Raw genomic sequence first — 15530 nt, 5'->3', positions numbered from 1 at the left:
TCGTTTCGAAGACCGATCTCCGGGCGGAACTGCTCGGCAGACGTGCGGCGATGCCGCCCGAGATCCGGGCCGCGGCGGGACGGCCGATCCGCGACGCGCTGCTGGAGGTCCCGGAGGTGGAGATGGCGGGGACGATCGCGGCCTACGTCTCGATCGGCGATGAGCCGGACACGCGGGGCCTGCTGTTCGCGCTGTGGAAGCGCGGGGCGTATGTGCTGCTCCCCCGCCTGCTGCCGGACGGCGATCTCGACTGGGCGTCCTACGAGGGGCCCGACTCGCTCGTCCCGGGGCCGCGCGGCTGCCTGGAGCCGTCCGAGCCGCCGCGCGGTCCGGGCGCCGTGGCCAGCGCGGACGTCGTGCTGACCCCGGCCGTCGCCGTCGACCGGACGGGCGTGCGCCTCGGCCGCGGCGGCGGCTCCTACGACCGGGCACTCGCGCGGGTCGGGCCGGCGATCCTGACGGTCGCGCTGCTGTACGACGACGAACTGGTGGAGAGCCTGCCGGCGGAGCCGCACGACCAGCGGGTCAGGGCGGTGGTGACGCCGTCCCGGGGGCTGGTCCGGCTCGGCTGACCGGCGGGGCCGTCCGGGCACGGCCGAACCTGGTCGCGGTGGGTCGCGACAACGTCAGCGCGGCCATCCGGGGACGGGACGTGCAGAACATCGTCAACGGGGTAAATCCGCAGGTCAAGCGGCGGTAATCGGTCTTCCCGGCAGGCCGTCCATCAACTGGAAATGCGCGATCGGCCGCTGAATCTGTAGGATTCCTAAACGATCAAGTTTGACGACCTCGAAGGGCGGGATGTGCACCTCGACATCTGGCTACTCCTCGGGGCCACGCTCGTACTCTGCGCGATCATCGCGGTGCGGCTGTCCCACCAGGCCGGTCTGCCGACGCTGCTGGCGTACCTGGGCCTCGGCCTCCTCATCGGCGAGTCCGGCCTTCTCCACATTCGCTTCGACAACGCCGAACTGGCCGAGACGCTCGGCCTCGCCGCCCTCGTCCTGATCCTCGCGGAGGGCGGCATCACCACCGACTGGCGGCGCATGCGGCCCTCGGTGCCCGCCGCGCTCAGCGTGTCCACCCTCGGCACCCTGCTCAGCATCGTCGTGGTCGCCCTCGCCGCCATGTGGCTGGTGGGGATGGACTGGCGACCCGCGTTCCTGCTCGCCGCGGTGCTCGCGCCGACCGACGCGGCGGCCGTGTTCTCGGTGCTGCGGCGGCTGCCGCTGCCCTCCCGGCTGATGGGCCTGCTGGAGGCCGAGTCCGGCTTCAACGACGCTCCCGTCGTCATCATCGTCGTCACGCTCAGCGCCCATACGACCGCCCCCAACCTGGTCGAACTGCTCGGCGTGATGGTGTACGAACTGGCCGCCGGCGCCGTCATCGGTATCGCGATCGCCTGGCTCGGCGCACAAGCACTGCGGCGTGTCGCATTGCCGGCTTCCGGCCTCTACCCCATCGCGGTGTTGTCGCTGTCCATCGGCGCTTATGGCGCTGCCTCACTGCTGCATGGGAGCGGGTTCCTCGCCGTCTACGTGAGCGGGCTCGTCCTCGGGAACTCGCGGCTTCCGCACCGTCCCGCCACCCGCGGCTTCGCGGAAGGCGTCGGCTGGCTCGCCCAGATCGGATTGTTCGTGATGCTCGGCCTGCTGGCCGACCCCGGTGACCTCCCCGGCCAGATCCTGCCCGCGCTCATCGTCGGGTTCGTGCTGCTGCTCATCGCCCGTCCGGTATCGGTCGGGCTGTCCACGATCGGGTTCGGGCTGTCGTGGGGCGAGAAGATCTTCACGTCCTGGGCCGGGCTGCGCGGCGCCGTGCCGATCGTCCTCGCCACCATCCCCATGGTCGCCGATGTCCCGAGCGCCGGACGGCTGTTCGCGATCGTCTTCAACATCGTCGTCATGTTCACCCTCCTCCAGGGGCCCACGCTGCCACTGGTCGCGCGCTGGTGCCGGCTGGAGAGCGACGAGCAGACCCGCGAACTGGACGTGGAGGCGGCGCCGCTGGAGGAGTTGCACGCCGACCTTCTGGAGGTCCGCATCCCGCCCGACTCGATGCTGAGCGGCGTGGAGATCTTCGAACTGCGGCTGCCGCCCGGCGCGTCCATCACCCTCGTCGTGCGGGACGGGGCGAGCTTCGTCCCCGAGCCCACCACGCCTTTGCAGGCCGGTGACACGCTCTTGGTCGTGACCACCGACGCCGTGCGCGGGATCACCGAACGCCGTCTGCGCGCGGTCAGCCGCAAAGGACGGCTGGCGGGCTGGTTCGGCGAGACGGGCGCCTGACCGGCCGCTCCCCTGGCCGGACGTTTCCCTGACCGGTCAGGGAACAGGTCGGGGGCGAATAGTGTTCCACGCATGGGTACCATTAGCAGTCGTTCATAGTGAGTGCCAGTCCGGACTCCGCCGGGCTGAGTCAGCTAGGAGGAACCGTGCCGACGTATCAGTACGTTTGCACCGAGTGCGGCGAGCCTCTGGAGGTCGTGCAGAAGTTCAGCGACGACGCGCTGACCGAATGCCCGGCGTGCAGCGGCAGGCTCCGCAAGGTCTTCTCCGCGGCGGGGATCATCTTCAAGGGGTCGGGTTTCTACCGCACCGACAGCCGCGGCTCCGGCAAGTCGTCCTCGACCGTGGGCTCCTCGTCCAATGGCTCGTCCGGCGGCTCAGCCAACGGTTCGGCCGACGGCTCCTCTGGCGGCGACTCCGCCACCTCCGGGGCGTCCTCGTCTTCGTCTGGCGGCGACTCCTCGTCGTCCAGCAAGGCCGGCTCTTCGTCCGAAAAGGTCGCCTGACCTTCTAGGTCTCCCCTACGCCGCACCGGGGGATCCGAGCGCGGATCCCCCGGCTTTCGCCATGCCCGGACGCCGGCCGCGGCCGGCCCCCTTCCCGGTTATCCACAATCGGCGAACGCCCTGCCGGGGACCGGCGCGGGATGGCTAGTGTCGGCGCCATGGCCACTTCCGGTTCCCAGCCCGCCGCCGAGATCGGGGTCATCGGCGGCTCCGGCTTCTACTCGTTCCTCGACGACATCGAGGAAATCCAGGTCGACACCCCCTACGGCCCGCCGAGCGACCCCATCGCGGTCGGCGAGCTGGCCGGGCGCCGCGTCGCGTTCGTCCCCCGGCACGGCCGCGACCACCGGTTCCCGCCGCACCAGATCCCGTACCGGGCCAACCTGTGGGCGCTGCGCTCCCTCGGCGTCCGGCAGGTACTGGGGCCGTGCGCGGTCGGCTCGCTGACCCCCGGCTACGGGCCCGGCACGCTCGCCGTCCCCGACCAGCTCGCCGACCGGACGTCCGGACGCGCCCAGACCTTCTACGGCGAGGGCGCCGCGATCCACGTGTCGTTCGCCGACCCGTACTGCCCCACCGGCCGCCGCACCGCCATCGAATCCGCCCGCGCCTCCGCCTGGGAGCCCGTCGACCGCGGCACGCTCGTCGTCATCGAGGGCCCGCGCTTCTCCACCCGCGCCGAGTCCCGGTGGTTCGCCTCCCAGGGCTGGACGCTGATCGGCATGACCGGCCACCCGGAGGCCGTCCTCGCCCGCGAACTCGCGCTCTGCTACACCTCCCTCTGCCTCGTCACCGACCTGGACGCGGGCATCGAGGAGGGCGACGGCGTCACGATGGAGGAGGTCCTCCGGGTCTTCGGCCAGAACATCGGCCGCCTGCGCGCCCTGGTCACCGACGTGGTCAAGGCGCTGCCCACCGAGCGCACCTGCCCCTGCCCGAACGTCCTGGACGGCATGAAGCTCCCCCTGGAACTGCCGTGAACACCCGGTTAACCCGCCTGCGGCGGCCGCTGGCGGCCCTGTTCGCCGCGGCCGCCGCCGGCCTCGCCCTGCTCGCGCTCCGGCCGGGAGCGCCCCCGTCCGCCCGCGTCCTCGCCGCCGCCCGCGACCTCCCCGCGGGGACGGCCCTCGGCCCCTCCGATCTGCGTCCCGTGGCCCTGCCGCCCGCCTCCGTCCCGGCCGGCGCGCTCCGCACGGGCGCCGTGGGCCGCGTCATCGCGGGCCCCATGCGCCAAGGCGAACCTCTGACCGACGTCCGCGTGATAGGCGACGCCCTACTCCGCGGCTACGGCCCCGGCAAGGTGGCCACCCCGGTCCGCATAGCCGACCCCGACGCCGTCCGGCTGCTCCATCCGGGCGACCGCATAGACGTCCTCACGACTCCCACCGGCGAACCCGAGCCCCCCGAAGAAGCCCGCGGCCCGACCGGCGACCGTCCGTTCCAGGGTGCTGCGGACGCTCCCGGCAACGCCCAAGAATCATCGCCCAGACCTCGTCAGGTCCAGCCCGCCCTGGGCCGACCGCCGGCGTGGCGTCCCTTCACAACGAAGACACGAGCCACCACAGAGCCGAACTGGAACGACGCCCGCGTCGTGGCGTCCGACGTCCCGATCGTGGCGATCCCGCCGAAACCCGAAGACACCGCGCAAGACGGCGCACTGATCGTTCTGGCGACCGACAGACCCCAGGCGCTGGCCCTGGCCGCAGCCGGCCCCCACCTGTCCCTGACGATCACCGGCCCCTAGAGGACGCCAACGTGGAGGCCCGGCACGCGAACCGGGCACCGGCGCCCGCTCGCGACGCCGACCGGCCGGCGTCGCGAAAGCCACAGGCGGTCGAGGGACGGCGCTGTGTCCGGCACCGACACTCCCGGGACTTGAGCCGGCCGCCGGGAAGGAGCCGGAGACCACCGGCAATCGCAGCGGGCGAAAAGGAAGCCGCAGGTCGTGGAGCATGGCCGACTTGGCGGAACAGGGAGGGATCACTACGATCCGTTGCCGTTCCGGCGCCCCCTCAGCCAGGGGGCCGCACCCCCGACATCCCCTGGAGCCCCCATGAGCGGATTCAAGAAGTTCCTGTTCCGCGGAAACCTGGTCGAGCTGGCGGTCGCGTTCGTCGTCGGGGCCGCGTTCGCGGGCCTGGTGAAGGACTTCGCGAACTCGTTCATCACCCCGCTGATCGCGCTCATCGGCGGCAAACCCGACTACACACGGCTCGCCGTCAAGATCGACGGCACCACGTTCCCGTACGGGATCTTCCTGACGTCCGCGATCACGTTCCTCATCACGGCGGCGATCGTCTACTTCCTGGTCGTCCTGCCGACCACCAAGCTGATCGAGCGGATGGACCGCGGCAAGGAGGCCACCGAGCGCGAATGCCCGCAGTGCCTCAGCGATATCCCGCTGAAGGCCAGCCGCTGCCGCTACTGCACGTCGGAGGTCGTCCCCGCGACCGAGACCCCCTATTAGGCCCCCTCACCCGTTCTCGGTCCCGTACTCCCAGTGCCAGGGCTCGAACGGGTTGCTGTAGGCCCACGCCGGATGAATCCATCCGTACGTCCCGGCGTGGGCCTCCATCCAGTTGAACTGGACCGACCCCGAACTCTGGATACCGCCGCACAGGTCGAGTGCCTGGCCCTTGCCGTGGTTGCTCGTCCCGGGAACGGCCGCGAACCCCGGCCGCCGGGCGTACACGGCATGCTGCTCGGACAGGCTCCGGTACGCGTCCGTCACGCACATGTCCCGGCCGAACTGGCGCTTGTAGGCGGCGTTCAGCTTGTAGAACGCGAGCGCCGCGTCCGCCCGCAGCCTGTGCCCGCCCTTCTGCGGCAGCGGGCACAGGTACTTCGCCGGGATCAGCCCGTTGGGGAACTTCTTCGCGTCCGCGGCGAGGCTCTTGTCGCAGCCGAGTTCCAGCCGCTTCTGGCGGGTCACCGCGAGCTTGTCGAGCATCGTGTTGAGCTGCTTCGTCAGCTGCGCCGACTTGGTCTTCAGCCCGTCCACCTCCTGCTGGAGGCGGGTCTGCTCCACCGCGTTGCGCGACTGCAGCTCCTGCGCGGTGGACGCGAGCCGCCGCCGCCGGTCCTGCAGCTCGCCGGCGCGGTCCACCAGTGCCTGCTGCGACTGGGCGAGCAGCGTCACGTCCGCCGTCGAACGCAGCGCGTGGCCCGGGTCGCCGCCCCCGAAGATCGCCATGGACCCGGCCGCGCCGCTCTGCTGGTAGGCGGTGTTCGCGAGCTTCGCCAGCGGCCCCCGGATCCGGTTCAGCTCGGCCTCCGCCACGGCGAGGTCCTTCAGCGTGCCGCGCAGCTTCACCTGCGAGGCGGCGAGGTCCTTCTGCCGGCCCTTCATCTGCTCGGTGGCCTTCTCCAGCTCGTCCCGAGCCTTCGACGCCTCGCGGCGCAGCGACTCCAGCGAGTCGGCCGGGCTCGTCGCCGCGACCGCGGCGCCGTGCGATGACAGCATCGCCGTCACCAGGAAGACCGCGATCAGCGCCGCCGACCGGGGGTTCGGCACGGTGGTTTTCCTCCAGATGCCCGAATGCGGAACAGCGGCAGAACGCTACTACAGGTCCACGATGACCTGCGCGTAACCGCTTCAGTCGTCATGGTCACCTTGCCGCTCGCACCACCGGTGCATCCACCCGACGTCGTCCCAGCCCGCCGGGCACGGCCGCCGTGTCCGCCGCGTCGGGGACGGCGACGCCGTGGGAGTCGTCGTCCTGCGCGGCCTCACCACCGGCACGGACGGCTGCGGCGGCGCCTTCGTCCCCACCTGCGGCGCCATCTCGGGCGGCACGTACCTGCCGTACGTCGGCTCGCCCTCCGGCGTGGCCGGCGCGGCGTTCTGCGCCGGCGCCGACCCCGGCCGCTCCCGGACGGGCCCGTCCCGCATCCCGAACACGACCGCGCCCGCCAGCACGACGGGAACCGCGAGGGCACCGACGATCACCACGACCCGTCTACCCCGGGACGCACCTTCGTCCACCCCGTCCTCGACGGCCTTTGTCTTTGATTGCCCGCGATGCCGTCCGGTCACGGCACTGAAGCGTACCCACCCCGGCCCCACCCGGCCTAGAACTTCCACCAGCCCCATAAGAAGAAGCGCCCACCGCCCCCTTTCCCCTACCCTGTACGTGCCGTCCGCTACGCTCTTGCCGCAAGCGACGACATGCCTCCGTAGCTCAGGGGATAGAGCACCGCTCTCCTAAAGCGGGTGTCGCAGGTTCGAATCCTGCCGGGGGCGCCCCGTGGCCCGTGGCCCGTGCGTGATGGCGATCACGCACGGGTTTTTGATTGCTCAGGGGGTTCTCCCGCCTGCCGTTGGGCCGGGATGACACCAGGCGTGGTGGTCAGCGGTGTTTGAGCGGGTGTTCCGCACGCAGGGCGCCGTCATCTGGGCGGCGTGGCCTTGCGGACTGCGATCTCGCCTCCCATCAGTCGGTTCTTCGGACTCCCCTCGGGACGGGTCCAGGTGGGTTGTTGGGGTTCGTTCTCCCTGACGGACTTGCTGGTTTCTGGCGTTGAGTGTGTGTATGGGTTGTGTGAAGGGTGGGGGTGGCGGCGTAGGGAATCCGTCAAGATGGGATCGGTTGGGGGGCGGCGCATGTTGTCCTTCCAGGTGACGCCACCGGAGGGTGGGGTTTCGGCCTGGAAGGATGGGGAGCATGGCCAGAGGGCAGCTCCGCGTCTACCTCGGGGCCGCGCCCGGGGTGGGGAAGACCTTCGCGATGCTGGCGGAGGCGCGGCGGCGGCAGGAGCGCGGTACCGACGTGGTCGTCGGCTATGTGGAGACGCATGACCGGCCGCGCACTGCGGAGCTGCTGGAGGGGCTGGAGGTCGTCCCGCGCAGGAAGGTGACCTATCGCGGCGCGGAGTTCGGCGAGCTGGACGTGGCCGCGGTGATCGACCGTGCGCCCGCGGTCGTCCTGGTCGACGAGCTGGCGCACACCAATGTTCCCGGCACCGGGCACGCGAAGCGGTGGCAGGACGTCGAGGACATCCGGGACGCCGGGATCGACGTGATCTCGACCGTGAACATCCAGCATCTGGAGTCGGTCAACGACGTCGTCGAGCAGATCACCGGGGTGACGCAGCGGGAGACGCTGCCGGACGAGATGGTCCGCCGCGCCGACCAGGTGGAGCTGGTCGACATGGCGCCGGAGGCGCTGCGGCGGCGGATGGCGCACGGCAACATCTACCGGCCGGAGAAGGTGGACGCGGCGCTGTCCAACTACTTCCGGGTCGGCAACCTGACGGCGCTGCGGGAGCTGGCGCTGCTGTGGCTGGCCGGCAAGGTGGACGAGCAGCTCGACCGGTACCGGGCCGACCACGGCATCGGCGGGACGTGGGAGACGCGCGAGCGTGTCGTCGTCGCGCTGACCGGTGGCCCGGAGGGGGACACGCTGCTGCGCCGCGCCGCCCGCATCACCGCCCGCTCGAAGGGCGCGGACCTGCTCGCGGTGCATGTCGCGCGCGGTGACGGCCTGGCCGGGGCACGGCCCGGCGACCTGGCGCGGCAGCGGCACATCGTGGAGGGGCTGGGCGGCACCTACCACCAGGTCATCGGGGACGACGTGCCGCAGGCGCTGCTCGATTTCGCGCGGGGCGTGAACGCGACGCAGCTCGTCCTCGGGGTGTCGCGGCGGGGACGGTTCGCGCAGCTGCTGCGGCCGGGGATCGGGGTGACGACGACGGCGCGGTCCGGCTCGATCGACGTGCACATGGTCACGCACGAGCAGGCGCGGCACGGCGTCGGGCGGCCGGGCCGGGAGCAGGGGTTGTCGGTGAGCCGCCGGCTCGGCGGGCTGCTGCTGGCCGTGGCCGGGCTGCCGCTGTTGACGGCCGGGCTGCTGACGGCGCGCCCGGCGATCTCGCTGCCGTCCGACATCCTGTTCTTCCTGGCGGCGGTGGTCGCGATCGCGCTGGTCGGCGGGATGTGGCCGGCGCTGCTCTCGGCGGTCGCCGGGTTCCTGCTGCTCAACTGGTTCTTCACCCCGCCGGTGAACCGGCTGACCGTCTCCGATCAGGAGAACCTGCTGGCCCTGGCGGTGTTCGTGCTGGTCGCGATCGGGGTGAGCGTCGTGGTGGACCGCGCCGCGCGGCGGTCCCGGGAGGCGGCGCGGCTGGGGACCGAGGCGGAGGTCCTGTCCACGCTGGCGGGGGACGTCCTGCGCGGCGAGCACGCGCTCGGGGCCGTCCTCGGGCGGCTGCGGGAGACGTTCGCGCTCACGTCGGTCACGCTGCTGGAACGTCCCTCGGCGGACGGGGACTGGCGGATCGTCGCGACCGTCGGCGGCCGTCCGTGCGCCTCGCCCGGCGACGGCGACGCCGAGATCCCGGTCGGGGACGATCTGGCACTGGCGGTCCGCGGCCGTCCGATGCCGGCCGGGGACCGGCGCGTCCTGGAGGCGTTCGCCCTCCAGGCGGCGGGGGCGCTGCGGCAGCAGCGGCTGCGGGCGGAGGCGGAGAAGGCGCGTCCGCTGGAGGCCGCCGACCGGATGCGGACCGCCCTGCTGAACGCGGTCAGCCACGACCTGCGCACCCCGCTGGCCTCGGCGAAGGCCGCCGTCGACAGCCTCGGCGGCACCTCGGTCGCCTGGACCGACGAGGAGCGCGCCGAGCTGCTCGACACCGCCCGGCAGTCGCTGGACCGGCTTGACCGGCTGGTCGCGAACCTGCTGGACATGAGCCGGTTGCAGGCGGGCGTCCTCGGTATCGCCGCGCGCCCCCTGGCGCTGGACGAGGTGGTGCCGCGCGCCCTCGACGATCTGGGCGGCGGCGCGGTGACGGTGGAACTCGCCGCGGATCTGCCCGAGGTCTCCGCCGACCCGGCCCTGCTCGAACGCGTCCTGGTCAACCTCATCGCCAACGCGCTGCGGCACAGCCCGCCCGGCGAGCCCGTGCTGATCACCGCGGGCGCGATCCGCGACCGGGTGGAGCTGCGGATCGCCGACCGCGGGCCCGGCATACCGTCCGGCGAGCGCGAACAGGCGTTCCTGCCGTTCCAGCGGCTCGGCGACCGCGACAACCACACCGGCGTCGGGCTCGGGCTGGCGCTCGCACGCGGGCTCACGGAGGCGATGGGCGGTGAGCTGATCCCCGAGGACACCCCGGGCGGCGGCCTCACGATGATCGTCGCGCTGCCCGTCCACCGGAAGGAGACACCGTGACCCGGGTCCTCGTCGTCGACGACGAACCCCAGCTCCTGCGGGCGCTGCGGATCAACCTGCGGGCCCGTGAGTACGAGGTGGAGGTCGCCGCCGACGGCACCACCGCGCTGCGCCGGGCCGGCTCGTGGCATCCGGACCTGGTCGTCCTCGACCTCGGCCTGCCCGATCTGGAGGGCATCGAGGTGATCCACGGGCTGCGCGGCTGGACGCAGGTGCCGATCATCGTGCTGTCGGGACGGGCGGGCAGCGGCGACAAGGTCGAGGCGCTGGAGGCCGGCGCCGACGACTACGTCACCAAGCCGTTCGACATCGAGGAGCTGGTCGCGCGCATCCGCGCGGTGACCCGCCGGATCTCCTCCCCCGATTCCGTCACACCCGTCCAGGTGGGCGGGCACACGATCGACCTGGCGGCGAAGACGGTGTCGGGCGGCGTGCATCTGACGCCCACCGAATGGCGGCTGCTGGACGTCCTGCTCCGCAATCCCGGCAAGCTCGTCGCCCAGCAGCAGCTCCTCACCACGGTGTGGGGCCCGGCGTACCGGAGCGAAACCCACTATCTGCGCCAGTACATGGCCCAACTGCGCCGCAAGCTGGAGCTCGACCCGTCCCATCCCCGGCACCTGCTGACGGAGCCGGGGATGGGCTACCGCTATCAGCCCTGACGGGCCGGGAACGCGCGGTCGAGGGCGAGGTTGAGCTTGAGGACGTTGACGGCCGGTTCGCCCATGAAGCCGAGGGCACGTCCGGTCGTGTTCTGCCGGACGAGGCGCGCGACCTGGGCGGGTGTGGTGCCGCGCGCCTGGGCGACGCGCTCGGTCTGGAGGCCGGCGTAGGCGGGTGAGATGTGCGGGTCCAGGCCGCTGCCGCTCGCGGTGACGGCGTCCGGCGGGACGGCGGGTTCCGCGGGTGCGTCGCCCCGGACGGGGACGATCAGCCCGGTCGCGTAGTTCTCGCCGAACCGGGCCAGTTCGACCTTGACCCCCTTGTAGGACGCGAGGAACGGCGCCTTCACCACGCCTTGCTCCTCGTTCAGGCTGACGACGCGGGTCGGGTGCGGGATCGTCCCGTCCGCCGCGCGGTGCCCGAAGACGGCCAGCACCGCGCCGGCACCGCCGGGGGTGCAGAACGGGCGCGCGCCGCTCACGCCGTTGAACTCGCCGATCGCCCTGCTGCGCGCACAGACCTGGGTGAGCAGGCTCTGGCTCGCGTTCGGGTCGGTCTTGCCGAGTTCGGGGTTGGGCAGGGTGTCGACGATGTCCTCGGGGCCGAGGTTGCTCGCGCCGGAGGCCGCCGGATCGTAGCCGCCGGTGGACGGGCGTCCCTGGAAGTACTGCTTGAGCGGTTCACCGTTCTTGCCGGTGAACGACTGGCCGATCAGCTCGCTGCCGACCGTCCGGCCATGGGAGGTGACGAGGGAGCCGTCGGCGTGGTGCTTGAGGCCGGGAAGCCGCCCGGCCCCGTAGACGGCCAGCGGGTAGGCGACGCCGAGCAGCACGGTCAGCACGAGCAGGGCGCGGAGCGCGGCCAGATGCCGCCGGAGCCAGGTTGGGTACCGCATGTCAGGACATCCCCGGAACGAAACGAATGAACAGGTCGATGAGCTTGATGCCGACGAACGGCGCGACGATGCCGCCCAGCCCGTAGACGTACAGGTTCCGCGAGAGCAGCTTGGACGCGCTGCTGGGGCGGTACTGGACACCGCGCAGGGCCAGCGGGATCAGCGCGATGATGATCAGCGCGTTGAACACGACGGCGGACAGGATCGCCGACTGCGGGCTGTGCAGCCGCATGATGTTGAGGGCGTCCAGGCCCGGATACAGGCCGGCGAACAGCGCCGGGATGATCGCGAAGTACTTGGCGATGTCGTTGGCGATCGAGAACGTGGTGAGGGCGCCGCGGGTGATGAGCAGCTGCTTGCCGATCTCCACGATCTCGATGAGCTTGGTGGGGTCGGAGTCCAGGTCGACCATGTTCCCGGCCTCCTTGGCGGCCGAGGTGCCGGTGTTCATGGCGACGCCGACGTCGGCCTGCGCGAGGGCGGGGGCGTCGTTGGTGCCGTCCCCGGTCATCGCGACGAGCCGGCCGCCCTCCTGCTCCCGCTTGATGAGCGCGAGCTTGTCCTCGGGCCTGGCCTCGGCGAGGAAGTCGTCCACCCCGGCCTCGTCCGCGATGGCCTTGGCGGTCAGCGGGTTGTCGCCGGTGATCATCACGGTGCGGATGCCCATCCGGCGCATCTCGTCGAACCGCTCCCGCATCCCGGCCTTCACCACGTCCTTGAGGTGGATGACGCCCAGCACCTTCGCCGTGTCGTCCGCGACCTCGCCGACGACCAGCGGTGTGCCGCCGCTCGCCGAGATGCCGTCCACGATCCGGCCCAGTTCGGCCGGCACGGTCCCGCCCCGCTCGCGCACCCAGTCGGCGACCGCGCCCGCGGCGCCCTTGCGCAGCACCCGGTCCGGCTTGCCGTCCCCGGAATCGTCCAGGTCCACGCCGCTCATCCGGGTCTGCGCGGTGAACGGCACCCAGGTGGCGTGGGACAGCTCGCCGGGCGTGCGTTCGCGCAGGCCGTGGCGCTCCTTGGCCAGCACCACGACCGAGCGGCCCTCGGGGGTCTGGTCGGCCAGGCTGGACAGCTGCGCCGCGTCGGCCAGCTCGTCCGCGCTCACGCCCGCGACCGGCAGGAACTCGGCGGCCTGCCGGTTGCCGAGGGTGATCGTGCCGGTCTTGTCCAGCAGCAGCGTGTTGACGTCGCCCGCCGCCTCGACGGCGCGGCCCGACATCGCCAGGACGTTGCGCTGGACGAGCCGGTCCATGCCCGCGATGCCGATCGCCGACAGCAGCGCCCCGATCGTGGTGGGGATCAGGCAGACCAGCAGCGACACCAGCACGATCCCGGTGACGCCGTGCGCGTCCAGGGCGAGGGTGTCGCCGACGCCGGGGTTGCCGCTTTTGGAGTAGATCGCCAGCGGCTGGAGCGTCGCGACGGCCAGCAGGAAGATGATCGTCAGCGCGGCGAGCAGGATGTTGAGCGCGATCTCGTTCGGGGTCTTCTGCCGGCTCGATCCCTCGACCAGCGCGATCATGCGGTCGATGAACGACTCGCCGGGTTTTTGGGTGATCTTGACGATGATGCGGTCGGACAGCACCTTCGTCCCGCCGGTCACCGCGGACCGGTCACCGCCGGACTCGCGGATCACCGGGGCGGACTCGCCGGTGATCGCCGACTCGTCCACGCTGGCGATGCCCTCGACCACGTCCCCGTCACCGGGGATGATCTCGCCGGCCTCGACGATGACAAGGTCGCCCTGCCGCAGCTGGGGGGCGCCGATCTCCTCCTCGCGGACGTCCCTGTCCCCCGGCCTCCAGCCGATCAGGCGGCGTGCCACGGCGTCGGTCTTGGCCCGGCGCAGCGCGTCCGCCTGTGCCTTGCCCCGGCCTTCGGCAACCGCCTCCGCCAGGTTGGCGAAGACGACGGTGAGCCAGAGCCACACCGCGATCAGCCAGCCGAACGCGCTCGGGTGCAGGCCGGCCAGGACCGTGGTCCACACGGCGCCGATCTCCACGATGAACATGACCGGGTTGCGCCACAGGGTGCGCGGATCGAGCTTGCGCGCCGCGTCCGGGAGGGACTTCGCCAGCTGCTTCGGATCGAGCAGGCCGCCCCGGACCTTGCCCTCTCCGCGGCGTCCGGGCGGCTGCGGCGCCGGACTCGGAGTCTGGAGGGTTCGCGTCGTCATGAGTGGATTCCTTCGGCCAACGGCCCCAGCGCCAGCGCGGGGAGGAACGTGAGGGCGACGAGGATGACGGTGACCCCGACGACCATCCCGACGAACTGGGGACGGTGCGTGGGCAGCGTGCCGCCCGACTCGGGGGCGTGTCCCTGCCGCGCCAGCGATCCCGCCAGCGCCAGCACGAAAATCATCGGTATGAAACGGCCGAGGGCCATGCACAGGCCGAGCGCCGTGTCGTAGAAGACGGTGTTGACGGTCAGCCCGGCGAACGCCGAGCCGTTGTTGTTGGACGCCGAGGTGAACGCGTACAGCACCTCCGACAGCCCGTGCGGCCCGTGGTTGAGCATCCCGGCCCGGCCGCTGTCGGTCGCCATCGCCACGCCCGTGCCCACCAGCACCAGGATCGGGGTGATGAGGAAGTACATCGCCGCGAACTTGATCTCGCGGGACCCGATCTTCTTGCCGAGGTACTCGGGGGTCCGGCCGACCATCAGCCCGGCGACGAACACGGTGATCACGGCCAGGATCAGCATCCCGTACAGGCCGGAGCCGACCCCGCCGGGCGCGACCTCGCCGAGCATCATGTTGACCAGCGTCATCATGCCGCCGAGGCTGGTGTAGGAGTCGTGGAAGGAGTCCACGGCGCCGGTGGAGGTCAGCGTGGTCGCCCCCGCGAACGTCGCCGAGTTCGCGACGCCGAACCGCGTCTCCGCGCCCTCCGTCGCGGCCCCGGCCGCGGTCGGGACGGTCCCGTGGTGCATGAGCTGGAAGACGTTGACCAGTGCGACGCTGACGACGGCGATCGTGCCCATCACCGCGAGGATCGCGTAGCCCTGCCGGTTCTGCCCGACCAGGCGGCCGAACGTCCGGCACAGCGAGAACGGGATCACCAGGATCAGGAAGATCTCCAGCCAGTTCGTCCATGCCACGGCGTTCTCGAACGGGTGCGCGGAGTTGGCGTTGTAGAAGCCGCCGCCGTTGGTGCCGAGCTCCTTGATCACCTCCTGGCTCGCCACCGGGCCGCCGGGGATCTTCTGCTGGACCCCGGCGAGCGTGTCGGCCACATGGCCGCCGCCGAAGTTCTGCACCAGCCCGCCGGCGATCAGCACGACCGCGCCGGCGAACGCGATGGGCAGCAGGATCCGCAGGCAGGTGCGCGTCAGGTCGACCCAGAAGTTGCCGAGGTTCCCGGTCCGCTTCCGCGCGAACCCGCGGATCAGCGCGACCGCGACGCACATGCCGGTGGCGGCGGACACGAAGTTCTGCACCGCGAGACCCGTCATCTGCACCAGGTGGCCCATCGTCGTCTCGCCGGAGTACGACTGCCAGTTGGTGTTGGTGACGAAGCTGACCGCGGTGTTCCACGCCTGGTCCGGCTTGACCGGGGCGAATCCGAGGCTGAGCAGCAGATGGTTCTGCAGCCGCTGCAGCCCGTACAGGAACAGGATGCCGAGCAGCGAGAAGGCCAGCACGCTGCGGGCGTACACGCCCCACGTCTGCTCCCCGTCCGGATCGGCGCCCACGAGCCGGTAGACGGCGCGTTCCGCCCGGCTGTGCTCCCGGCGGCTGTAAACGCGATACATGTAATCGCCCAGCGGCCGGTAGACCACCGCCAAGGCGATTATGAGGGACCCAATGAAAAGGACCCCCGCGAGAGTTGTATTCATTTAGAAACGCTCCGGGAACAACAGTGCCGCCACCAGGAACAGGACCAGCACCACCGCGAGCGCCAGCCCGACGGTGTTCTCGACGGTCACAGCTTCTCCACGCCCTTCACCAGCAGGCCGAGCAGGGCGAACACCGCCACCGTCAGCAGCACGAAGACCACGTCGGCCA

14 protein-coding genes and 1 tRNA gene are annotated in these 15530 nt (G+C 71.3%); 9 read left to right on the top strand and 6 right to left on the bottom strand.

Annotation, left to right across the window (positions count from 1 at the left end; all coding sequences use genetic code 11):
• Positions 1-50 precede the first annotated feature (50 nt).
• The 6 genes from ACQP1N_RS06590 (at position 51) to ACQP1N_RS06565 (ending at position 5261) form a co-directional block, all read left to right on the top strand.
• A complete protein-coding gene (locus ACQP1N_RS06590) occupies positions 51-572 on the top strand; it encodes a 5-formyltetrahydrofolate cyclo-ligase (RefSeq protein WP_433232600.1) in 522 nt (173 codons plus the stop codon).
• 231 nt (positions 573-803) lie between these two features.
• Positions 804-2288, top strand: a complete 1485-nt coding sequence (locus ACQP1N_RS06585) for a potassium/proton antiporter (protein WP_067794212.1) — start codon at positions 804-806, stop codon at positions 2286-2288.
• 146 nt (positions 2289-2434) lie between these two features.
• Positions 2435-2794: an FmdB family zinc ribbon protein gene (locus tag ACQP1N_RS06580; protein WP_067794211.1), complete on the top strand. Its 360-nt coding sequence runs from the start codon at positions 2435-2437 to the stop codon at positions 2792-2794.
• 158 nt (positions 2795-2952) lie between these two features.
• Positions 2953-3774: an S-methyl-5'-thioadenosine phosphorylase gene (locus ACQP1N_RS06575; RefSeq protein WP_433229630.1), complete on the top strand. Its 822-nt coding sequence runs from the start codon at positions 2953-2955 to the stop codon at positions 3772-3774.
• Positions 3771-4538, top strand: coding sequence for an SAF domain-containing protein (locus tag ACQP1N_RS06570; RefSeq protein WP_433229627.1), 768 nt, complete (start codon positions 3771-3773; stop codon positions 4536-4538). Before ACQP1N_RS06575 ends, ACQP1N_RS06570 begins: the two co-directional genes overlap by 4 nt.
• A gap of 309 nt (positions 4539-4847) precedes the next feature.
• Positions 4848-5261 carry an MscL family protein gene (locus tag ACQP1N_RS06565; protein ID WP_067794208.1) on the top strand — a complete coding sequence of 138 codons (414 nt, stop codon included), beginning with the start codon at positions 4848-4850 and terminating at the stop codon, positions 5259-5261.
• 6 nt (positions 5262-5267) lie between these two features.
• On the opposite strand, the gene ACQP1N_RS06560 is transcribed toward ACQP1N_RS06565, so the two are convergent.
• Positions 5268-6308 carry a D-alanyl-D-alanine carboxypeptidase family protein gene (locus tag ACQP1N_RS06560; protein ID WP_067794207.1) on the bottom strand — a complete coding sequence of 347 codons (1041 nt, stop codon included), beginning with the start codon at positions 6306-6308 and terminating at the stop codon, positions 5268-5270.
• 81 nt (positions 6309-6389) lie between these two features.
• Positions 6390-6743 (bottom strand): hypothetical protein, encoded by a 354-nt coding sequence (locus tag ACQP1N_RS06555; protein WP_131732673.1) that lies wholly within the window; start codon positions 6741-6743, stop codon positions 6390-6392.
• A gap of 221 nt (positions 6744-6964) precedes the next feature.
• Between ACQP1N_RS06555 and ACQP1N_RS06550 the strand changes: the two genes are divergently transcribed.
• The 3 genes from ACQP1N_RS06550 (at position 6965) to ACQP1N_RS06540 (ending at position 10625) form a co-directional block, all read left to right on the top strand.
• Positions 6965-7037 (top strand) — tRNA-Arg (locus ACQP1N_RS06550).
• Positions 7038-7458: 421 nt separating this feature from the next.
• A complete protein-coding gene (locus ACQP1N_RS06545) occupies positions 7459-9963 on the top strand; it encodes a sensor histidine kinase (RefSeq protein ID WP_067794195.1) in 2505 nt (834 codons plus the stop codon).
• Positions 9960-10625 (top strand): response regulator, encoded by a 666-nt coding sequence (locus tag ACQP1N_RS06540; RefSeq protein ID WP_067794194.1) that lies wholly within the window; start codon positions 9960-9962, stop codon positions 10623-10625. The genes ACQP1N_RS06545 and ACQP1N_RS06540 overlap by 4 nt, the downstream gene beginning before the upstream one ends.
• Here ACQP1N_RS06540 and ACQP1N_RS06535 read toward each other — a convergent pair.
• From ACQP1N_RS06535 to kdpF, 4 genes are read right to left on the bottom strand one after another with little or no spacing between them, the layout of a single operon-like run.
• Positions 10616-11521 (bottom strand): potassium-transporting ATPase subunit C, encoded by a 906-nt coding sequence (locus ACQP1N_RS06535; protein WP_067794193.1) that lies wholly within the window; start codon positions 11519-11521, stop codon positions 10616-10618. The two genes, ACQP1N_RS06540 and ACQP1N_RS06535, sit on opposite strands and share 10 nt — an antisense overlap.
• A 1-nt stretch (position 11522) precedes the next feature.
• Positions 11523-13700 (bottom strand): potassium-transporting ATPase subunit KdpB, encoded by a 2178-nt coding sequence (gene kdpB / locus ACQP1N_RS06530; RefSeq protein WP_067794192.1) that lies wholly within the window; start codon positions 13698-13700, stop codon positions 11523-11525.
• Positions 13697-15361 carry a potassium-transporting ATPase subunit KdpA gene (gene kdpA / locus ACQP1N_RS06525; protein ID WP_067794191.1) on the bottom strand — a complete coding sequence of 555 codons (1665 nt, stop codon included), beginning with the start codon at positions 15359-15361 and terminating at the stop codon, positions 13697-13699. The genes kdpB and kdpA overlap by 4 nt, the downstream gene beginning before the upstream one ends.
• Positions 15362-15451: a K(+)-transporting ATPase subunit F gene (kdpF, locus tag ACQP1N_RS06520; protein ID WP_084262525.1), complete on the bottom strand. Its 90-nt coding sequence runs from the start codon at positions 15449-15451 to the stop codon at positions 15362-15364.
• Positions 15452-15530: the final 79 nt, after the last annotated feature.

Source organism: Actinomadura formosensis, assembly GCF_050948385.1.
Classification (GTDB): domain Bacteria; phylum Actinomycetota; class Actinomycetes; order Streptosporangiales; family Streptosporangiaceae; genus Spirillospora; species Spirillospora formosensis.
This window is presented reverse-complemented; position numbering and strand designations above follow the sequence as displayed.